We start from the raw sequence: 20,135 nt of genomic DNA, 5'->3' as shown, positions 1-20,135 counted from the left end.
CGCCGCGACCCGCACCTTCGGCGCGAGCGCCAGCGCCAGCGCCGACGTCGCGCGGTTCAGCGCGGCCTGCATCAGCGCGTGCGACATCTGGGCCGGCGCAGGGTGAAACAGCGCCTGGTCGAGCACGTGGATCGCGCAGGCGCGCAGCGCTTCGTGCTCGCGCGCGGCGTCGGGCGTCGCATCGGCCAGCGCGCGCGCCAGCGCGAGCGGTGCCGTCACGTTGCGCGCGAGTGCGCCGGCGAGCGACGCACCGTCTACCGAGTGCGCGTCGTCGGCGCCTGCGCTCGCGCTCACGAACACCGCGCACGCGGGCCGGCCGATTGCCGCGCCGCACGCGGCGACGAGTGCGGCGGCTTCGGTTTCCAGGGTCAGATCGGCGTCGAGCACGACCGCGCGGCGGCCGAGCGCCGCGACTTCGGCGACGAGCGCGTCGGCGGCCGCGTGCGGCGCGCCGTGGCTGCGCTGCAGCGCGACGTCCCAGCCGTGCCGCGCGAATCCGGTCGCGAGCGCACGGCCGATCGATGCGGCGTCGGCCGCGCTGCCCAGGGCACCGGTGACGAGCGCCACGCGCTGGGTCGACGTATCGGCTGAAACGGTCATTTACAATGCCGGGATGAACCCGAAAGCTCACGAACCCGCTAGTTTACCTGCTCCCGGCCCTGACGCGCTCGCGCAGTCCGAAACCCTTGCCGCGCAACTGCGCGACGAGATCGCGGCGGCCGGCGGCTGGCTGCCGTTCGATCGCTTCATGGAGCGCGCGCTGTATGCGCCCGGCCTCGGCTATTACAGCGGCGGTGCACGCAAGTTCGGGCGCCGCGCCGACGACGGCAGCGACTTCGTCACCGCGCCCGAGCTGTCGCCGCTGTTCGCGCAGACGCTCGCGCAACCGGTCGCGGAAGCGCTCGCGGCGAGCGGCACGCGTAGCGTGATGGAATTCGGCGCCGGCACGGGCAAGCTCGCAGCCGGGCTGCTCGCGGCGCTCGACGCGCTGGAGGCCGGGCTCGACGAATACCTGATCGTTGATCTCTCGGGCGAGCTGCGCGAACGGCAGCGCGACACGATTACGGCCGCCGCACCGGCGCTCGCCGCGAAGGTGCGCTGGCTCGATGCGCTGCCCGAGCGGTTCGACGGCGTCGTGGTCGGCAACGAGGTGCTCGATGCGATGCCCGTGCGCCTGTTCGCGAAGGCGGGCGACGCATGGCACGAGCGCGGCGTCGCGCTCGACGCGCAGCGGGCGTTCGTGTTCGAAGACCGTCCGGCTGCGCCGGCCGGCCTGCCGTCGGTACTCGCGGGCCTTGACGATGCGAATGACGGCTACGTGACCGAGACGCACGAGGCCGCGCTGGCGTTCACGCGCACCGTCTGCACGATGCTCGGGCGCGGCGCGGTGCTGCTGGTCGACTACGGCTTTCCCGCGCACGAGTACTACCACCCGCAGCGCGACCGCGGCACGCTGATGTGCCACTACCGCCACCATGCGCACGACGATCCGTTCCTGTATCCGGGGCTGCAGGACATCACCGCGCACGTCGAATTCACCGGCATCTACGACGCGGCCGTCGCGACCGGTGCCGACCTGCTCGGTTACACGTCGCAGGCGCGCTTCCTGTTGAACGCGGGTATCACGGACGCGCTGTCCGCGATCGATCCGTCGGACATCCACGCGTTCCTGCCGGCCGCGAACGCGGTGCAGAAGCTGATTTCCGAAGCCGAGATGGGCGAGCTGTTCAAGGTGATCGCGTTCTCGCGCGGCATCGACGGCACGCTCGACGCGTTCGCGCGCGGCGACCGCTCGCACGCGCTCTGACGGGAGCCGACATGCTGCGCTGGCTGATGACGACGTTCGTCGCGGTGATGATCCTGACGCGCTGCTGGCCGTGGCTCGGCAAGCTCGGCATCGGGCGGATGCCGGGCGACGTCACGCTGACGCTCGGCGGGCGGCGCTACCCGTTCCCGTTCATGTCGACGCTGGTGCTGACGATGCTGCTATCGATGGTGGCGCGGCTGCTCTGAGCCGCGCCTGAATGGCGGCGCGTTACAACTCGATTTCGCCGAGGATCCGGTGCGCGAGCGCCTTCGCCTCGTCGAACGCTTCTTCCTCGCTGGGGCTCGTCGAGTGGACGTCGTAGCGCGTGTTTTCGGTGTCGTCACCGTCGTCGCGCGCGAGGATCACGTAACCCTGGAACTGCCCGTTGCCCGCATGCTGGGTATGCGCCTTGGCCGTGTAGATGCCTTTCGTGAACGTGTTGGTGTCCATGATGCCTCTCCCGCAATAGGACACTTCATCCTAGCACTGCGGCGCAACATGTACAGTGCCGCATATCGGTGACTGATCAGGACCCTGTCACCGTTCATTTACCGCTCCGTCACCGTTCGATCAGTGCGACGACCTCGTCGAGCGTCGGCGCGTGCGCGCCCGTATGCCGGCACGCCGCGGCGCCCGCCGCCAGCGCGAACACGAGATGCTCGCGCCACGCGCGCTGCGGCGCCGCCATCAGGCTGAACAGCATGCCGCCGATCGACGCGTCGCCCGCGCCGACGGTGTCGGCCACCTCGACGCGCGGCGGGCTGGCTTCATGCACGTCGCCGTCCGCGTAGAGCGTTGCCGCCTGCGCACCGCGCGTGACGAGCACGGCCGCACGCGGGTTCAGCGCGCGCACCGCGCCGATCGCGTCGGGGCCGTCGCCGCCGAACAGGTGCCGCAGGTCTTCGTCGGATACCTTGATCAGGTCGGCGAGCGCGGCCATCTTCTCCAGTGTCGGCCGGAACGCAGCCGTCATCAGGTTCCGGACGTTCGGGTCGAAGCTGATCTTCACGCCGCGCGCGTGCAGGTCGGCCGCGAGCGCGGCCAGCGTGCCGGCGAGCGGTTCGCGCACGAGGCTGATGCAGCCGAAATGCGCCCACTTCACGTGGTCGGTCCAGCCGGCCGGCAGCCGCGCCGGATCGAACGCGAGGTCGGCGCTCGCTTCGCCGATGAAGAAGTACGCGGGCGGGCGGGTCTCGTGGACGATCGCGAGCAGCGGCGGCCGCGCGACGCGCTGCAGGAAGCGCAGGTCGAGGCCGGCCGCTTCGCTCGTGCGCCACAGCACGTCGGAGAAGCAGTCCTCGCCGATCGAGCCCGCGAGCGCGCTCGGCACGCCGAGCCGCGCGACCGCGCGCGCGACGTTCCAGCCGGCGCCACCCGGCACCGACGTCCATTGCGTGTCGCCCGCGCGCACCATGTCGGTCAGGATGTCGCCCGCGGACACGAAAGCCGGAAACGTGCCGCCGCTCATTGGGTCGGCTCGCTGCGCTGCGCGCGGGCGAGGGTGGCGAGCACGTCGTAGCACGCGCCCATCGTGTGATAGTCGGTCTTGCCGGCCGGGCTCTTCTCGTCGCTGTACTTGCGGTTGTCGCAGGTGAGGATGCGGTACCACGCGCCGTAGCGGTGATCGACGAAGTGCGTCCAGCTATAGCGCCAGATCTCGTCGTACCAGTCCCAGAAGCGCTCGCTGCCGGTGCGCGCGCCGAGCATCGCGGCGGCCGCGAAGGTTTCCGCTTGCACCCAGAAATACTTGTTGTGGTCGCAGATCGTGAAGTCGGGGCCGAAGCCGTAGTACAGGCCGCCGTGATCGGCGTCCCACGCGTGCGTGAGCGCGGCGTCGAACAGCTCGGCTGCGCGCGGCACGAGCCAGTCGAGCGGGCGGTGCCGCTCGAGGATCAGCAGCAGCTTCGCCCATTCGGTCTGGTGCCCGGGCTGGAAGCCCCACGGCCGGAAGATGTTCGAGCTGTCTTCCTTGTTGTAATCCCAGTCGACCGACCAGTCCGCATGGTAGTGCTCCCACACGAGCCCGCCCGACAGCGCTGCCTGGCGCTGCGTGATGTGGGACGCGAGCTTTTCCGCGCGATCGAGGTACGTGAGGTGGCCGGTCGCCTCGTAGGCCGCGAGCAGTGCCTCCGTCATGTGCATGTTGGCGTTCTGGCCGCGGTACGTCGACACGATCCAGTTCGGCGTCGCGTCGTCCGCATAGAGGCCCGCGGCTGCATCCCAGAAGCGGTGCTCGGCGAGTTCGTAGGTGGCCGCGATCAGCGGGCGTGCCTCGTCGATGCCGGCCATCGTCGCGTGCGCGGCCGCGAGCAGCACGAACGCGAGCCCGTAGCAGTGGCGCGTGCCGTCGAGCGTCGCGCGCTTCGCGCCGTCGCGCCAGTCGAGTTCCCAGTCGTAGCCCTGCAGTTCGTCGTCCCAGTGCGCGTCGCGCAGGAAGCGCAGCCCGTGGCGCGCGTATTCCAGGTGGCGCGGATCGCCGAAATGCCGGTATGCCATCGCGTAGTTGAAGACGAACCGGCAACTGCTGACGAGGTGGCGCGACGTGCGGTTGTAGATGCTGCCGTCATCGCGGAAGTAGTGGTAGAAGCCGCCCGTCGGGTCGAACGCGTTCGTTGCGTAGAAGCGCAGCGTGTCCTCGATGTGCGACAGCAGGAACGACGGGTCGCGGAAACTCGCGACGAACGGCGCGGCTTGCGTGTGGGCGGCCGGCGCGGCCGTGCAGGGTTGGACCGGGGGCATGTTCATGATGATTCGGTGACCGTGGCGGTATCGAGTGCCGGGGAGCCGGCGGGCTGGCTGCTGGCCCGCACGATCAGCTCGACGGGCAGGGAAATCTCGGTGCGCTCGGGCGAGTCGGCGAGCAGCAGCTCGACGCCGCGGCGGCCGAGCGCCTCCTTGTCGACCGCAAGCGTCGTGAGCGGCGGGCTCGCGTGCGCGGCAGCCGGGATGTTGTCGAAGCCGACGACCGCGATGTCGTCGGGAATGCGCAGCCCGCGCGCGGTGCACACGCGCTGCGCGGCGAGCGCGGCCGCGTCGTTGTACGCGAAGACGGCTTCCGGGCGCGGGCCCGGCGCGTCGAGCAGTTGCTCCATCGCACGCGCGGCGCCCGTGTCGGGATCGAGCCCCGCGTCGATCGTCACTTCGTAAGCGGGATCGAACAGCCGTCCGGCCTCGAAGAACGCGCGCCGGTAGCCGATCGCGCGCTGCGCGATGCTGTAGTGCGCGGGCGAGCCGCCGATGAAAGCGATCCGCGTGCGGCCGGTGGCGAGCAGGTGGCGCATCGCGAGCGCCGCGCCCGTCGCGTTGTCGATGTTCACCGAGCGCAGCCCGGGCGCCCACAGGTCGATCAGCACGAGCGGCCGGCCGGTCGCGGCGAGCGCCTCGATCGTCTCCGGCTCGATGAAGCCGGCCACCGCGATCGCGTCGGGCGCGTGCGGGCGCATCTGGCGCAGCACGTCGTCGTTCGGCCCGACCGTGAGCAGCGTCGGCACGATGCCGCGCTCGCGACACGCATCCTCGACGCCGTGCAGCACGTGCGAGAAGAACGGGCTGGCCGGAAAGCGGTTGTGCTGGCGGTGAAGCAGGAAGGTGAGCCGGCGGATGCGCGGTCGCAACTGCGCGGGATCGTAGCCGAGCTGCTGCGCGATCTCGACGATGCGCGCACGCGTGGCTTCGGACAGGCCTGGCTGGTTTTTCAGCGCACGGGAGACGGTGCCGATCGAGACCTCTGCCGCCCGCGCCACATCGCGAATGGTCGTACCCATCGTTCGGGGTCCGGTTTGTTTAGGGTGAAAGCGATTGTATAGTAAAACGTATTGCGGAATTCGGGCCGGATAGCCGGGGAATACCCGCGAATTCCGGGTTTTTAAGCGCTAATCTGCGAAAACGCCGTTACTAAAAATACTAAACAAAACGCGAAAAAGGCAAGGTGGGCGTGCGTGAGTATGGCGAGCAGAAAACGGGCGGCAAGCGGGCCGGCTTCACGCATTCGCACGAGCAGTGCCCGACTGCCTCTACGGGCCGCCGGGAAGGTGGTGTGCAACTAACGGTCTAGTTGATTGACGGACGAATGCGCGCCACCGCCGCGCCGGGCGCCGCCGTGTCCGCACATGACGGCCGCCCACCGTTCAGCGTATCGCGACGGCCGGCGGTTCGCCGCGATGGCGCAGCGCGGCGCGGCCCGCATCGAGGTCGACGACCGCGAGCCCGTCCGGTTGCTGTTTCGCGCGCCGCTTCGCGAGCGCCGCGACCGATGCGATCTCGTCGCTGCCGTAGCGTTTCGCGCCGTGCGCGCCGGCCGGCACGCCGACCGCGCCGATCGCCATCGTCACGAAGCCGAAGAACGCCGGGTTGCCGTGGCGGTCCTCGCCGTGCAGCCCGCCCGCTTGCCGGTCGGCCTGCGTGTAGAAGAGCTGCGCGCCTTCGTTGAAGCGCGCGATCGCGTCGGCGGCGCGTTCGCGCCAGTCGGCGCGCTGGAACAGCACGAGGAAATCGTCGCCGCCGACGTGCCCGAGAAAGTCGCGCTGCGGATCGCACACGCCGGCCAGCACCGTCGCCGCGAACTTCAGCACCTCGTCGCCCTGCCAGTAGCCGTACTGGTCGTTGAACGGCTTGAACTGGTTCAGGTCGACGTAGCACGCATGAAAGCCGGCGTCGCGCTGGAGCAGGCGGTCGATGTGCGCGCTGATCGGGATGTTGCCGGGCAGGAACGTCAGCGGATTCGCGTAGCGCGCGGCCTCGATGCGCATCTCGGTCACCGCGCGCACGAGGCTCTCGCCGGTGCCGAGCCCGACGTAGCGACCGTGTTCGGTGATCACGAAGCCGTCCGCGAGATAGCGCTGGTCGTGGCTCGCGAGCAGCATCGCGAGCTGCTCGAACGTCGTCGCGTTGTCGATCATCAGCGGTGCGTCGTTCGCGAACTGCAGGCACGGCTTCTTCCCGAATACCTCGCGGTGGTACGGCAGCGCGAAGCGGTCGATGAAGCCGCGGCGATTCACGAGCGCGACGGGCCGCCCGCGTTCGACGAGCGCGACCGCGTGCAGGTCGGGCATCCGGTTGAACAGGTCGAGCACGTCGTTGCTGGTTGCGTCGCGTGGCAGCGCCGGCGCCGGCACCAGCATCTTCCCGGCGATCGTACCGGCCGGCCGCACCGAGCGCGTCGCGCCGGGAAACACCGCGATGTGCGGCGCGCGGATCGCGTCGCGCGCGGCCGGCGCGACGACCCGCGACGGCTGCGCGTTCGGCCGGCCGAGCAGGAAGCCCTGCACGCAGCAGATACCCATGTCGCGCACGACGATCAGGTCGCATTCGTTCTCGATGCCTTCCGCGATCAGTTGCGCGCCGCTTGCCTGCGCGAAGTGCTGCATCGCCTTCACGGCCTCGAACTTCAGCGGGTCGCGCGCGATGTCGTGGATGAAGAAGCGGTCGATCTTCACGACGTCCGGATGCAGGCGCAGCCACAGGTTCATGCTCGCGTTCGCGGTGCCGTAGTCGTCGAGCGCGAACTGGATGCCGGCGTCGCGCAGCGACGCGACGGCCGGCCCGATGTGGGCGACATCGGTAATCGCGTTCTGCTCGGTCAGCTCGATCACGATGCGCTCGGCGCCGATCCGCGCGCGGACGAGGAGCTGCCGTATGCGCTCGCGTTCGCTGGCGAGCGTCAGGATCGTCCCGGCGCTGAAATTGACGAACAGCTTGCCGTCGCAGCCGAGCGCCGCGAACGCGTCGAGGCAGGTGAGCGCGGCCGCCTGTTCGAGCGCGATCGTTTCGCCTTCGCGCGCGGCCTGCGCGAACAGCGCGACGGGCGGCTCGAGTTCGGTGCCGCGCGGGCCGCGTATCAGGCCCTCGTATCCGACGACCGTCCCCGACCCGAGATCGACGATCGGCTGGAAGACGGCGGCGAGCGCGCGATCCGCGATCAGGCGCGTGATGCTGGCGGCAGCGGAGTCGGAGTGGGGCGCGGGCATGGGCGAGGGCAGCCGAATCGACAGGACGCCCGACTTAACGGCACCGCGCGCGGAGAATTGAATGAAGATTTCGTGACGCGATGGGCGTTGCTGGTGCATCGCGTCGGGTGTGCAGCTGGAAGGTCGGTGCTGCGGTTCGATGGGAAGGCGGTACGGCGGGAAGGCGGGAAGGCGGGAAGGCGGGAGGGCGGAAAGGCGGAAAGGCGGAAAGGCGGAAAGGCGGAAAGGCGGAAAGGCGGGACAGCCCCCCCGGTGCCGTCCCGCCGCCCTGATCGTCAGCGCTTGCCCGCGCTCAGCGCGCCGGGCGCCGGTGCCGCATCGCCCTCATCGTGCTCGCCGCTCATGTCGCGCGCGCCCCAGCGCTGCGCGAGCGCCGCGCACGCCATCAACTGGATCTGGTGGAACAGCATCAGCGGCAGCACGATCGCGCCGACCGCGTTCGCCGAGAAGATCACCTTGGCCATCGGCACGCCGGCCGCGAGGCTCTTCTTCGACCCGCAGAAGATGATCGTGATCTGGTCGGCGCGGTTGAAGCCGAGCCGCTTGCTGACGAACGCGGTCAGCAACAGCGCGATCGCGAGCAGCACGAGGTTGACGACGAGCAGGCCGCCGAGCGCGCGCGGCGGGATCTGGTGCCACAGGCCCTCGTTGACGGCCTCGCTGAATGCGACGTAGACGACGAGCAGGATCGAGCCCTGGTCGACGAAGCGCAGCACGCCGCGGTTGCGGTCGATCCAGCCGCCGATCACGGGCCGCAGCAGCTGGCCGGCGATGAACGGCACGAGCAGCTGCATCACGATGCTGCCGACGGTGCTCCACGGCGACGCGGCGGCCGCCGATTGCGACGTGATCATCAGCCCGACGAGCGCCGGCGTGACGAAGATCCCGAGCAGGCTCGACGCGGATGCCGCACACACGGCGGCCGGCACGTTGCCCTTCGCGATCGACGTGAACGCGATCGACGACTGGACCGTCGAAGGCAGCGTGCACAGGAACAGCACGCCCGCATACAGCGTCGGCGTGACGAGCGGCTGCAGCACGGGTTTCAGCGCGAGCCCGAGCAGCGGGAACAGCGCGAACGTACTGAGCAGCACGACCGCATGCAGCCGCCAGTGGGTCGCGCCCGCGACGACGGCCTCGCGCGACAGCTTCGCGCCGTGCAGGAAGAACAGCAGGCCGACGGCGATGTTGGTCGCCCAGTTGAACGCGTGGGCAGCCGGGCCGCGGCAGGGCAGGAGGCTCGCAAGCACGACGGTGCCGACGAGCGCGAGCGTGAAGTTGTCGGGAATAAAACGGGGGCGGGCCATCGGGAACTCGATTCGGAAACGACGGAGGGGCGCGTCGCGCGCGCGGATGGCGCCATTGTCCGGGTTGGCGATTCACTACACAAATTCATTGTGCGAATCGATTGATGAATCGATCTCATGCGGCAACGCTCACGGCGCCGGGCCGGGCATGCGCAAAACGGCAGAAGAATGTTCTGTCCCGGTCGCGCCCTGAAGTGAAAAAACCTAGCAGTAACATGGTGTTACACCGATGCCGGCGACATAACACTTTTTGGCTCGACACGCTTTCGGCCCGCTCATAAATTACTGCTGAAAGCCTTGGGTCGGCCGAAAGGAGCCGGCGGCGGGCGTGGACAGGCACTGAACGATGACGGAACGGGTGAAACGGAAGATCGGACGATGGGTGGCAGGCGTGCTTTGCGCGCTGCTGATGCCGCTCGCGCTCGCGCAGCCGCCCCACGGCGGTCATGGGTTCGGCGGCCACGGCTTCGGTGGCGGCGACATGCGCGCGTACGGTCAGCCGGCTGGCGGTGCCCCCGTCTGGCGCCGCGTGGCGCCCCCGGCCGGTGCACGCGCCGGCGGCGTGAGCGGCTACGGTTCCCGCTGGGGGCTGCGGCCGACGCCGTCGTACGGCCATTACGCCGCGCAAAGCCCGTATCGCCCGATCAGCGCCGACGCGCGCCAGATGCCGCGCCCGCCGGGTGGCGGCAACGTGCCGCTGCGCGCCGGTTCGATCCGCGCCGATGTCGCGCGCTACAACGAGGAGCGCGGTGGCCGCCCGATGCCGCCGCCCCGCTCGCAGGAAGAACCTGCACACTCGCCGTTTTTCTCCCCGTTCTACCGAAACTGAGCGCCCGCGCGCTCGTCCCTTCGCCGGCTGATGCGAATTCGCCACAGTCGCGCACAGATTTCCGCTGATTTTCCCGTCGCATTGCGCTATCTTTCGCGCCCGGCTCGCGTGCGCCACGCCGCCGTCCCGCCGCGCGACCGCGTTCATGCGGGGCCGCCGACGGGTGCCGGGCCATGTATCAATTCCGCGAAGTTAATGCTGCCGCTATACCAGCAATAAGTGTGCGCAATTTTGACCGGACGAATGATCCGTAAAGATGGCTGCGCCCCATACGACGCAAGCACTCGGCTCCAAAAAACAACGCTCGCGCCACTTATCGACAATTCGACAAAATCTGGAGATCCAATGAAAGCATTCGCTCGCCGTGCGTCGCGCACGTCCGTCAAGCTGATCGCCGCGGCCGCCTGCGTGGCGGCGACCGCTCCCGTCCATGCACAGTCGAGCGTGTCGCTCTACGGTCAGGTCGACGAATGGGTCGGCGCAACCAAGTTCCCGGGCGGCGACCGCGCATGGAACGTGAGCGGCGGCGGGATGTCGACGTCGTACTGGGGCTTGCACGGCGCCGAGGATCTCGGCAACGGCTACAAGGCGATCTTCACGCTGGAAAGCTTCTTCCGCGCGCAGAACGGCCAGTTCGGCCGCTTCCAGGGTGACACGTTCTTCGCACGCAACGCCTACGTCGGCATCGATTCGCCGTACGGCACGGTGACGGCCGGGCGCCTGACGACGCACCTGTTCCTGTCGACGATCCTGTTCAACCCGTTCTACGACTCGTACACCTTCTCGCCGATGGTGTACCACGTGTTCCTCGGCCTCGGCACGTTCCCGACCTACCCGAGCGACCAGGGTGCCGTCGGCGATTCGGGCTGGAACAACGCGCTGTCGTACACGTCGCCGTCGTTCGGTGGCCTGAATTTCGGCGCGATGTACGCACTCGGCAACCAGGCCGGCGACAACGGCTCGAAGAAGTGGAGCGCGCAGTTCAACTACGCGAACGGCCCGTTCGCGGCGACCGCGGTCTACCAGTACGTGAACTTCAACAACGGCCCGCGTGACCTGAGCGCGCTGGTGGCCGGCATGAAGAGCCAGGGCATCGCGCAAGTCGGCGCGACCTACGACCTGAAGTACGTGAAGCTGTTCGGCCAGTACATGTATACGAAGAATGACCAGGTCGCGGGCAGCTGGCACGTGAATACCGCGCAGGGCGGCGTGTCGGTGCCGCTCGGCGTCGGCAACGCGATGGCGTCGTACGCGTACTCGCGCGACTCGGGCGGCCTCGACCAGACGCGCCAGACCTGGGCCGTCGGCTACGACTATCCGCTGTCCAAGCGCACGGACGTCTACGCTGCGTACATGAACGATCACATCAGCGGCCTGTCGACCGGCAACACGTTCGGCGCCGGCATCCGCGCGAAGTTCTGACGCGTACGCACGACCGGTGCGCCGGACGCGCGCGAAAAGTGCGTCCGAACTGCATGTTTTTTACGCCAGAACGGCGCCGCCACTCGCGGCGCCGTTTTGCCTTTGTTGACCTTTCTGTTTCCTCGCCTTTGTTACCCTATCTCGTAATTGGACCATTCCCCCGTCATTACGAGCTAGTTCGATGGATACCCTCGTCAGCATGAATGTGTTTCGCTACGTCGTCGAAGTGGGCAGCTTCGTCGGCGCGGCTGAGCGCATGCAGATGTCGGCTGCGATGGCGAGCAAGCACGTGATGCATCTCGAGCAGCAGCTCGGTGCGCGGCTGCTGCATCGCACGACACGACGCGTTGCGCCCACCGAGGCAGGACGCGAATACTATGAGCGCCTCGTGCAGGCGCTGTCCGAACTCGACGAAGCCGGGCAGGCCGTCGGCGCCGCGAGCGTGGTGCCGCAAGGCAGGCTGCGCGTCACGTCGCTATCGGCGTTCGGGCTGCGGCACGTGATGCAGGCCGTCACCGATTATGCGGGCCGGTTCCCGGACGTGACCGTCGACATGACGCTGTCCGATCGCGTGGTCGACCTGATCGAGGAAGGCTATGACGTCGCGGTGCGCGCGGCGCCGAACGGATTGAAATCGTCGTCGCTGGTCGCGCGGCAGATCGCGACCGCGCACATCCTGCTGGTCGCGTCGCCCGAGTATCTCGAGAAGCACGGCACGCCTGCGACGATCTCCGACCTGGCGCACCACAACTACCTGCGTCGCGACTCGAATTCGACGATGCTCGACTCGCTGGTGATCGACGCGGCCGCTGCGTCGCGTGTGAACCTCAACGGCAACCTGATCGTGAATCATCTCGAAGGGCTGCGCGCGGCCGTGCTCGCGGGCGCGGGCATCGCGTTGCTCGGCACCGAGGTGGTCGGCGACGACATCGAGTCCGGCCGGCTCGTGCCGGTGCTGCTCGATGCGGTGCCGCCGCACGAGGCACCGATCTACGCGGTCTATGCGAGCCGTCGTCACGTGTCCGCGAAGGTGCGTTCGTTTGTCGACTTCCTCGCGGCGCGCTTCGAAGGGCAGTCGCTGTGCCCGTCGATCGAATCGCGCCTGCGCGTGCTGCCGATGACGCGGATGAAGCGCGCGGTCTGAACCGGCTTTCCCGCTGCGGCGGGGCAATGAAAAAGCGCGAACCGCTGCGGTTCGCGCTTTTTGTTTTGTCCGACGGAATTCGCGCCGGTGGCGGCCGCGATGGCCGCCGCCTCCGTCAGCGCGGAATGCCGAGCCGCGCCTTCGCGTCGTCGTACTCGCGCTTCAGGCGCTCGACGAGCGCGCCCACGCTCGGCAGGTCGTCCATCAGGCCGACACCCTGGCCGGCACCCCAGATGTCCTTCCACGCCTTGGTCTTGTCGCTGCCGAAATTCATCTTGGTCTTGTCGGATTCCGGCAGTGCATCCGGATCGAGGCCGGCCTTCTCGATGCTCTCGCGGATGTAGTTGCCGTGCACGCCCGTGAAGAGGTTCGTGTAGATGATGTCCGACGATTTCGCGTTCACGATCGCGTGCTTGTAGTCGTCGATCGCGTGCGCTTCCTGCGTCGCGATGAAGCGCGTGCCCATGTACGCGAAATCGGCACCCATCGCCTGTGCGGCGAGGATCGAGCCGCCGTTCGCGATCGAGCCGGACAGCACGATCGGGCCGTCGAAGATCTTGCGGACTTCACCGACGAGCGCGAACGGCGACGTCGTGCCCGCGTGGCCGCCTGCGCCGGCCGCGACGAGGATCAGCCCGTCGACGCCGGCTTCGAGCGCCTTCTGCGCGTGACGCAGGTTGATCACGTCGTGCAGCACGATGCCGCCGTAGCTATGCACGGCATCGACGATCTCGCGCGCCGGTGCGCGCAGGCTCGTGATGAAGATCGGCACCTTGTGCTCGACGCACACGCGCACGTCGTGCTCGAGCCGCGCATTCGACTGGTGGACGATCTGGTTGACCGCGATGGGCCCGATCACCGCGTCGGGATTTTTTGCCTGGTGGTCGGCGAGCTCGGACTGGATCTGCGTGAGCCACTCGTCGAGCAGTTCGGCCGGACGGGCGTTGAGCGCGGGGAACGAACCGACGATGCCCGCCTTGCACTGCGCGAGCACGAGTTCGGGGTAGCTGACGATGAACATCGGCGACGCGATGACGGGCAGCGTCAGGTTCTGCAGGACGGTGGGCAATGCCATGTGATGTCTCCAGTCTCTAGGGGCGGCCGCGCGGTCGCGCCGGCGCCATGCTTTGCGGTCGAACGGTAATTCGAGTGTAGCGGCGAAACGATGTCGTCCTTATTAATACGAACGATCGTGCGATTCTACGCGAGCTTAACAAAATGCGCGGTGTGCCGGCAATCGAGTGAGTGTTCTCTTTCTACGGATTCTGGCTGTTGTCCCGCTGTGCAGAGGCGCAAGCGCTCCTAAAATAGCCGCCATAACAAACCAACGAGAAACAAACCATGTCGTTTGAGGCGTTTGCACCGTTTCGCGTGACGGTGCAGGACACCGACATCTTCGGTGTCAAAGGAGGCGCGGGTCCGCCGCTCCTGTTGCTGCACGGACATCCGCAAACCCACATGATCTGGCATCGCGTTGCCGCGACGCTCGCGAATCATTTCACGGTGATCGCGACCGACCTGCGCGGGTACGGCGCATCGGGCAAGCCGCCGAGCGACGCGCAGCACGCGCCGTATTCGAAACGTGCGATGGCGGCCGACCAGGTCGCCGTGATGCGGCATTTCGGCTTCGAGCACTTCCACGTGTGCGCGCACGATCGCGGCGCGCGGGTCGCGCACCGGCTCGCGCTCGATCATCCGGACGCCGTCGAGCGGATGATGCTGCTCGACATCGCACCGACGCTCGCGATGTACGAGAAAACCGATCGCGCGTTCGCGACCGCGTATTTCCACTGGTTCTTCCTGATCCAGCCGGAGCCGCTGCCCGAGATGCTGGTCGGCGCGCATACCGATGCGTACATCGAGCGCGTGATGGGCAACCGGTCCGCCGGGCTCGCGCCGTTCGCGCCCGAGGCACTCGCCGCGTACCGGGCCGCGCTCGCGCAGCCGGGCGCCGTGCATGCGATGTGCGAGGACTACCGCGCATCGGCGACGATCGATCTCGAGCACGACCGTGCGGATCTCGAGCGCGGCAACAAGGTCGCGTGCCCGCTGCGCGTGCTGTGGGGCGAGAACGGGATCGTCGGCCGCTGCTTCGATCCGCTCGACGAGTGGCGCCGCGTCGCGCGCGACGTCAGCGGCCGCGCGCTCGAATGCGGGCACTACATTCCGGAAGAGGCGCCCGTCGCGCTGATCGACGAACTGCTCGCGTTCTTCGAGGCGCGCGACGCGGCCGCCTGACGGCACGCGGGCGGCGCGGCCGCGTACCGGCTCGTTCAGCGGTGCGCGCCGTCGTCCTCGACGAGCGGCGGCAGCCGGCGCGGCACCGGCGTCGATTTCACGATCGCGGTGCTCGTCTCGGCGCGCTCCGTCACTTTCGACAGGATGTCGTCGAGGTGCTCGATCGTGCGCAGGTAGAGCCGGCAGATGAAGCAGTCGTCGCCGGTCACCTTGTCGCACTCCACGAATTCGGGAATCCGCCGCAGCAACTCTTCGACGAGATGCAACTGGCCGGGCAGCGGTTTCACGCGGACGATCGCCTGCAGCGTGTAGCCGAGCGCGCGCGGGTCGAGCTCGACGGTGAATGCGGCGATCACGCCTTGCGCTTCGAGCCGTCGCACACGGTCGGCGGTCGCGGGCGCCGACAGCCCGATCTGCCGGGCGAGTTCGCTGGTTGCGAGGCGCGCGTCGTCGGCCAGCGCCGCGAGGATCGCGCGGTCGGTCGCGTCGAGTGACGCGACGGCGGGCGGGGAAAGGCGTTTCGGCATGATCGCTTTGCTTTCGAAGGTAAATCGGTCGATTCACTTCAGTTTAGCCGTGGCTGCCGCGAAAGCAAGTTTCTAGAATCGAAGTCATCCACTCTTCTGAACGGAGTTCACGATGGCTTCGAATGAAATTCGCCGCGGCGCCGCCGAGATGGTCGTCGCGATGATGATGTCCGGCACGATCGGCTGGCTCGTGATGTCGTCGCAGCAGCCGCTGACGAACGTCGTGTTCTTCCGCTGCCTGTTCGGCGCCGCGACGCTCGCGATCGTCTGCGCGGCGTTCGGCTTCCTTCGCCGCGCGCTGTTCTCGCCGCGGATGCTCGCGTTTGCGACGCTCGGCAGCGTCGCGATCGTCGCGAACTGGCTGCTGCTGTTCGCCGCCTATTCGCGCGCGTCGATCTCGATGGCGACCGCCGTCTACAACACGCAACCGTTCATGCTCGTCGCGCTCGGCGCGATCGTGTTCCGCGAGCGGCTCACCGCGTCGACGGTTGCGTGGCTTTCGCTCGCATTCGTCGGGCTCGTCGCCGTGGTGCGCGTCGAGCCGGCCGTGCTTGCGGTGCCGGGCGAATATCTGGAAGGCGTCGCGCTGTCGCTCGGCGCGGCCTTCCTGTATGCGATCTCGTCGATCGTCACGAAGCATCTGAAGGGCACGCCGCCGCATCTGCTCGCGCTGCTGCAGGCCGGCCTCGGTGTCCTGCTGCTCGCGCCGTTCGCACACTTCGGCACGTTGCCGGCGACCGCCGGGCAGTGGCTCGACCTTGTCGTGCTCGGCGTCGTGAACACTGGTCTGATGTATGTGCTGCTGTACGGCGCGATCCAGAAGTTGCCGACCGCGATGACCGGTGCGCTGTCGTTCGTCTATCCGGTCGTTGCGATCGTTGTCGATCACGTCGCGTTCGGGCAGACGCTCGCGTGGACGCAGGTGTTCGGCGCGCTGCTGATCCTGCTCGCGGCCGCCGGCGTGAACCTCGGCTGGCGCATCGTGCCTGCGCGTCGTGCGGCCGTCGGCAACTGAAACGGTCGTGCGATTCGGCGCCGCGGCGCGGCATTGCAGCGGCTCGTCGAATGCGAGTTTCTGGAACGAGTATTGCGGGTCGATGGCGCGCGGATGGCGAGCGCAAGCGGTGCGCGCGCACGCGCGAAAGACGCTGTAAGAAGTTGTAGGGAAACACCCGATGCGATGCGGCCGCGTCGCTCGTATGATGCGGGCTGTGACGTTGATCACGTTCACAGGATTCCGATCTCATGCCGTTCGCCCGTCAGGCTGAACGGCTTTTTTTTATGCGCCGCTCCCCGCAATCAGCCGCCGCCGCGCATCGAGCCGTGCGAGCAACGCGCGCCTCGCGTCGTCGTCCGACGCACGCCATCCCTTGATCTCTTCACGCGTGCGCAGGCAACCCGCGCACCAGTCGGTGCGCGGATCGATCCGGCATACGTCGGTGCACGGCGATGCGACCGTGCCGACTTGAACCGGCACGTCGCTCATGCGGGCTCCCGCAACGCGACGTCCGCAACCGGCGCGCCCGTCAGCGACACGAGTTCGTTCGGCGACAGGTTGAACACCGCGTGCGGATGGCCGGCGGCCGCCCACAGGCTGTCGAGCTCGAGCAGGTCGGCGTCGATCAGCGTGACGGGGTCGACGAGATGGCCGATCGGGCAGACGCCGCCGATCGCATAGCCGGTGTTGTCGCGCACGAACTTCGCGTCCGCGCGGCCGACCGCGCCGACCTGCGCGGCGACCTTCTTCTCGTCGACGCGATTGACGCCGCTCGCGACCACGAGCACCGGCGCGCCGTCCGACTGGCGGCGAAACAGGATCGACTTCGCGATCTGCGCGACCGAGCAGCCGAGCCCGGCCGCGGCTTCGGCCGACGTCTTGCCGGTTTCGGCGAGCATCACGATGCCTTTCGCATGGCCGCGCTCGCGCAGCAGCAGCGCGACGCGTCGCGCGGAATCGGGGAGGGAATCGAATGAAGCGGGTGTCGTCATGTTGAGGAATCCGTCGAATACCGGGGTCATACGCAGTTCGCAGAGTCGGCCGCGCTCTGCGCCTTCGCGAGCAATGCGCGACCGGCGCGCGACACGTTCGCGCGGCCGATCGCGTTCGAGATGAAGTCGCCGGCGGCGACGACCTGTGCGAGGTCGATGCCGGTGTCGATGCCGAGGCCCTGCATCAGGTACAGCACGTCCTCGGTCGCGACGTTGCCGGTCGCGCCCTTCGCGTACGGGCAGCCGCCGAGGCCCGCGACCGACGCGTGGAAGATCTCGATCCCTTCGAACAGCGCCGCATAGATGTTCGCGAGCGCCTGGCCGTAGGTGTCGTGGAAGTGGCCCGACAGGCGTTCGCGCGGGAACACGCGCGTGACGGCCGAGAGCACTTCGCGCGTGCGCTTCGGCGTGCCGACGCCGATCGTGTCGGCGATGTCGATCTCGTCGCAGCCGAGCGCCGCGAAACGCTCGACGACGTCGACGACCGATGCAACCGGCACTTCGCCCTGGTACGGGCAGCCGAGCGTGCACGACACGCTGCCGCGCAGCCGCAGGCCCGCATCCTTCGCGGCCTTCGCGACGGGCTCGAAGCGCGCGATGCTCTCGGCGATGCTGCAGTTGATGTTCCGCTGCGAGAACGCCTCGCTCGCCGCGCCGAAGATCACGACTTCGTCGGCGCGTGCGGCGACCGCATTCTCGAAGCCCTTCAGGTTCGGCGTGAGCACCGAGTACACGGTGCCCGCGCGGCGCTCGATACCGGCCATCACGTCGGCGCCGTCGGCCATCTGCGGCACCCATTTCGGCGACACGAACGACGCGGCCTCGATGTTGCGGAAGCCGGCATGCGACAGCCGGTCGACGAGCGCGATCTTCACGTCGGTCGGCACGAAGGTCTTCTCGTTCTGCAGCCCGTCGCGCGGGCCGACTTCGACGATCTTGACGGCGGTGGGGAACGTCATGGTTGTCTCCTGGTTTGCTTGTAGGTTCAGTAGCCGCGTGCGTAGTCGACGATGCCGCCGACGCGCTCGCCGCGCTCGAGTGCGCGGATCTTGCCGGCGATCTGGGCGATGGCCTCGTCGCGCAGCGTCTCGGCCGAGCTGTGCGGCGTGATCGTGATGCGCGGCGCGTGCCAGAACGGATGGTCTTCCGGCAGCGGCTCGCGATGGAACACGTCGAGCGTCGCGGCGGCCACCTGGCCGCTCGAGAGCGCGTCGAGCAGGTCGGCCTCGACGAGGTGCGCGCCGCGCGCGACGTTGACGACATACGCGCCGGGCGCAAGCCGCGCGAACGTGCGCGACGACAGGATGCCGTCGGTGTCGGGCGTGCTCGGCAGCAGGTTGACGAGCACCTTCGCACCGTCGATGCACGCATCGAACGCGCCGTCGCCGGCGAAGGTCGTGACGCCGTCGAGCTGCTTCGCGCTGCGGCTGTAGCCGCGCACGGGCAGGCCGAGCGCGGCGAGCGCGCGCGCGACCTGCGCGCCGAGCACGCCGAGGCCGAGCACGGCGACGGTGAAGCGGGCGCGCGCATGCGGTTCGAGCGGCTGCCAGCGGCGCTCGCGCTGCAGCGCTTCGTATTCGTCGAAGCGGCGCAGGTAGCGCAGCACCGCGTGCGTCACGTATTCGACCATCTGTTGCGCCATGCCCGAATCTTCGAGCCGCACGAGCGGCACGTGCTGCGGCAGCGTGCCCGGATGCGCGTGCTCGAGCGCGAGCAGCGCGTCCACGCCGGCGCCGAGGTTGAAGATCGCGCGCAGGCCGTCGCGCGGGGCGAAGAATTCGCGCGGCGCGCGCCAGACGAGCGCGTAATCGGCGGGGGCCGTGTCGCCCGGCTGCCACGCGCGCAGTTGGGCTTCCGGCAGCGCCTGCGCGAACGCGTCGCGCCACGCGCCTGCTTCCTGGTGCGGGGAATGGAACAGGATCTTCATTGGATGAGGGCACGCGCGCCGGCGAGGCGCGTCACGGGAACGGCGAGAGGAGCCGGGCGCAGCGCGCCGGCGGGCGTAGCGGACATCGGGCGTCTCCTGACGACCGGGCGCCCGGCGCGTCGGCGCCTGGCCCCGGTTCCGTGTGAAGCTGACGGGAAGCCCACATTCTACGGTCTCGCGGCGCATCGCGCGCCGGTGCGCGGGGCGGGCGGACGCCCCGGATGGCCTGCCCAAGCAAATGCAAAGCACAAAATATTGGTTCGGCCGCCGGGGACGCCGCGCCACAATCGAATCCCGTCTTCAAGCAAGCGAGGGCAATCATGCGCGCATGCAGCAAATCGGCGTGGCCGCCGCGGCTCGTCACCGTTCCGGGCCTGCACGGCAGCGAAGGCGCTCACTGGCAGACCTGGCTCGAACGGCAGTTCCCGCGCTCGCTGCGCGTCGAGCAGGCCGACTGGGACGCGCCCGATCTCGCACGCTGGGCGCAATCGGTGCGCGCGTTGCTCGACCGGGAACGCGGCCCGTTCGTGCTGGCCGCGCACAGCTTCGGCTGCCTCGCGGCCGCGCATGCGCTCGCGCAATGGCCGCATACGGGCGATGTCGCGGGCGTGCTGCTCGTCGCGCCCGCCAGTCCGAAGAAATTCACGTTTGCCGGGCCGTTCGACGCGCGCCGGCTTGCCGTGCCGTCGATCGTGATCGGCAGCGAGACCGATCCGTGGATGCCGCTCGGCGACGCGCGCACGCTCGCGCAGCACCTGGGCAGCGCGTTCGTGAACCTCGGCGACGCCGGGCACATCAACACCGCGGCCGGCTTCGGGCCGTGGCCGCGCGCGAAGTACTTCATCGACACCCTCGTCCACTGCGCGGCACCGCTGCGCTTTCGCGACGCGGACGACGGCTTCGAAGCCGCGCTAGTCGACCGCGCGCTCGCGCACGCGGTCTGACGAGCCGGGCGGGCGGCGCGCGCGGCACGGCAGGT

21 protein-coding genes are annotated in these 20,135 nt (G+C 68.6%); 8 read left to right on the top strand and 13 right to left on the bottom strand.

The genetic code is table 11. From position 1 onward, the window contains the following. A partial coding sequence (locus BDI24065_RS32185) for an SDR family oxidoreductase (RefSeq protein WP_175034606.1) occupies nt 1-600 on the bottom strand: 600 nt, incomplete at its 3' end. A gap of 13 nt (nt 601-613) precedes the next feature. On the opposite strand from BDI24065_RS32185, the gene BDI24065_RS32180 reads away from it, so the two are divergent. Both BDI24065_RS32180 and BDI24065_RS32175 read left to right on the top strand, forming a co-directional pair. Further along, entirely contained in the window at nt 614-1,807 is a 1,194-nt protein-coding gene (locus BDI24065_RS32180; RefSeq protein WP_175034605.1) for a class I SAM-dependent methyltransferase, read from the top strand. An 11-nt stretch (nt 1,808-1,818) separates the two neighbouring features. Continuing rightward, a complete protein-coding gene (locus BDI24065_RS32175) occupies nt 1,819-2,013 on the top strand; it encodes a DUF2905 domain-containing protein (protein ID WP_011353425.1) in 195 nt (64 codons plus the stop codon). A gap of 22 nt (nt 2,014-2,035) precedes the next feature. Here the strand turns inward: BDI24065_RS32175 and BDI24065_RS32170 are convergent, their stop codons facing one another. The 6 genes from BDI24065_RS32170 to BDI24065_RS32145 form a co-directional block, all read right to left on the bottom strand. Further along, nucleotides 2,036-2,257, bottom strand: coding sequence for a hypothetical protein (locus BDI24065_RS32170; RefSeq protein WP_011353424.1), 222 nt, complete (start codon nt 2,255-2,257; stop codon nt 2,036-2,038). A 109-nt stretch (nt 2,258-2,366) separates the two neighbouring features. Then, complete coding sequence (locus BDI24065_RS32165; RefSeq protein WP_175034604.1) at nt 2,367-3,275, bottom strand: carbohydrate kinase family protein; 909 nt, start codon at nt 3,273-3,275, stop codon at nt 2,367-2,369. After that, the gene (locus BDI24065_RS32160; RefSeq protein WP_175034603.1) at nt 3,272-4,552 is read right to left on the bottom strand and encodes an AGE family epimerase/isomerase; all 1,281 of its coding nucleotides are present in this window, start codon (nt 4,550-4,552) and stop codon (nt 3,272-3,274) included. Before BDI24065_RS32160 ends, BDI24065_RS32165 begins: the two co-directional genes overlap by 4 nt. Then, the gene (locus tag BDI24065_RS32155) at nt 4,549-5,571 is read right to left on the bottom strand and encodes a LacI family DNA-binding transcriptional regulator (protein ID WP_175034602.1); all 1,023 of its coding nucleotides are present in this window, start codon (nt 5,569-5,571) and stop codon (nt 4,549-4,551) included. The genes BDI24065_RS32160 and BDI24065_RS32155 overlap by 4 nt, the downstream gene beginning before the upstream one ends. A 363-nt stretch (nt 5,572-5,934) precedes the next feature. After that, nucleotides 5,935-7,773 carry an EAL domain-containing protein gene (locus BDI24065_RS32150; RefSeq protein WP_175034601.1) on the bottom strand — a complete coding sequence of 613 codons (1,839 nt, stop codon included), beginning with the start codon at nt 7,771-7,773 and terminating at the stop codon, nt 5,935-5,937. A gap of 275 nt (nt 7,774-8,048) precedes the next feature. After that, on the bottom strand, nt 8,049-9,080 hold the full coding sequence (locus BDI24065_RS32145; RefSeq protein ID WP_175034600.1) for a bile acid:sodium symporter family protein: 1,032 nt from the start codon (nt 9,078-9,080) through the stop codon (nt 8,049-8,051). A gap of 346 nt (nt 9,081-9,426) precedes the next feature. On the opposite strand from BDI24065_RS32145, the gene BDI24065_RS32140 reads away from it, so the two are divergent. The 3 genes from BDI24065_RS32140 (at nt 9,427) to BDI24065_RS32130 (ending at nt 12,475) form a co-directional block, all read left to right on the top strand. Continuing rightward, nucleotides 9,427-9,909, top strand: coding sequence for a peptide-binding protein (locus tag BDI24065_RS32140; protein WP_175034599.1), 483 nt, complete (start codon nt 9,427-9,429; stop codon nt 9,907-9,909). Between the two features lie 345 nt (nt 9,910-10,254). Next, nucleotides 10,255-11,331, top strand: a complete 1,077-nt coding sequence (locus BDI24065_RS32135; RefSeq protein WP_011353417.1) for a porin — start codon at nt 10,255-10,257, stop codon at nt 11,329-11,331. A 181-nt stretch (nt 11,332-11,512) separates the two neighbouring features. Then, on the top strand, nt 11,513-12,475 hold the full coding sequence (locus tag BDI24065_RS32130) for a LysR family transcriptional regulator (RefSeq protein WP_175015726.1): 963 nt from the start codon (nt 11,513-11,515) through the stop codon (nt 12,473-12,475). Nucleotides 12,476-12,590: 115 nt separating this feature from the next. Here BDI24065_RS32130 and BDI24065_RS32125 read toward each other — a convergent pair whose 3' ends face one another. Next, complete coding sequence (locus BDI24065_RS32125; RefSeq protein WP_043187018.1) at nt 12,591-13,550, bottom strand: NAD(P)H-dependent flavin oxidoreductase; 960 nt, start codon at nt 13,548-13,550, stop codon at nt 12,591-12,593. 266 nt (nt 13,551-13,816) lie between these two features. On the opposite strand from BDI24065_RS32125, the gene BDI24065_RS32120 reads away from it, so the two are divergent. Continuing rightward, nucleotides 13,817-14,713, top strand: coding sequence for an alpha/beta fold hydrolase (locus tag BDI24065_RS32120; RefSeq protein ID WP_175034598.1), 897 nt, complete (start codon nt 13,817-13,819; stop codon nt 14,711-14,713). 35 nt (nt 14,714-14,748) lie between these two features. On the opposite strand, the gene BDI24065_RS32115 is transcribed toward BDI24065_RS32120, so the two are convergent. Continuing rightward, nucleotides 14,749-15,240, bottom strand: a complete 492-nt coding sequence (locus tag BDI24065_RS32115) for an Lrp/AsnC family transcriptional regulator (protein ID WP_175034597.1) — start codon at nt 15,238-15,240, stop codon at nt 14,749-14,751. Nucleotides 15,241-15,352: 112 nt separating this feature from the next. Here BDI24065_RS32115 and BDI24065_RS32110 point away from each other — a divergent pair, with 112 nt between their 5' ends. Then, nucleotides 15,353-16,255, top strand: coding sequence for a DMT family transporter (locus tag BDI24065_RS32110; RefSeq protein ID WP_175034596.1), 903 nt, complete (start codon nt 15,353-15,355; stop codon nt 16,253-16,255). Between the two features lie 264 nt (nt 16,256-16,519). Here the strand turns inward: BDI24065_RS32110 and BDI24065_RS32105 are convergent, their stop codons facing one another. From BDI24065_RS32105 to BDI24065_RS32090, 4 genes are read right to left on the bottom strand one after another with little or no spacing between them, the layout of a single operon-like run. Further along, on the bottom strand, nt 16,520-16,726 hold the full coding sequence (locus tag BDI24065_RS32105; RefSeq protein WP_175034595.1) for a DUF1289 domain-containing protein: 207 nt from the start codon (nt 16,724-16,726) through the stop codon (nt 16,520-16,522). Then, complete coding sequence (locus BDI24065_RS32100; protein WP_174917165.1) at nt 16,723-17,229, bottom strand: YbaK/EbsC family protein; 507 nt, start codon at nt 17,227-17,229, stop codon at nt 16,723-16,725. Before BDI24065_RS32100 ends, BDI24065_RS32105 begins: the two co-directional genes overlap by 4 nt. Nucleotides 17,230-17,255: 26 nt before the next feature. Beyond that, nucleotides 17,256-18,188: a hydroxymethylglutaryl-CoA lyase gene (locus BDI24065_RS32095; protein WP_175034594.1), complete on the bottom strand. Its 933-nt coding sequence runs from the start codon at nt 18,186-18,188 to the stop codon at nt 17,256-17,258. Nucleotides 18,189-18,214: 26 nt separating this feature from the next. Further along, on the bottom strand, nt 18,215-19,156 hold the full coding sequence (locus tag BDI24065_RS32090; protein ID WP_175034593.1) for a 2-hydroxyacid dehydrogenase: 942 nt from the start codon (nt 19,154-19,156) through the stop codon (nt 18,215-18,217). 320 nt (nt 19,157-19,476) lie between these two features. Here BDI24065_RS32090 and BDI24065_RS32085 point away from each other — a divergent pair, with 320 nt between their 5' ends. After that, entirely contained in the window at nt 19,477-20,100 is a 624-nt protein-coding gene (locus BDI24065_RS32085; RefSeq protein ID WP_175034592.1) for an RBBP9/YdeN family alpha/beta hydrolase, read from the top strand. The last annotated feature ends 35 nt before the right edge of the window (nt 20,101-20,135 follow it).

Origin of the sequence: Burkholderia lata, assembly GCF_902499025.1 — a bacterium.
Classification (GTDB): Bacteria; Pseudomonadota; Gammaproteobacteria; order Burkholderiales; family Burkholderiaceae; genus Burkholderia; species Burkholderia lata_C.
Note: the sequence above shows the minus strand (reverse complement) of the source record. Positions and strands in the feature narration are given on the sequence as shown.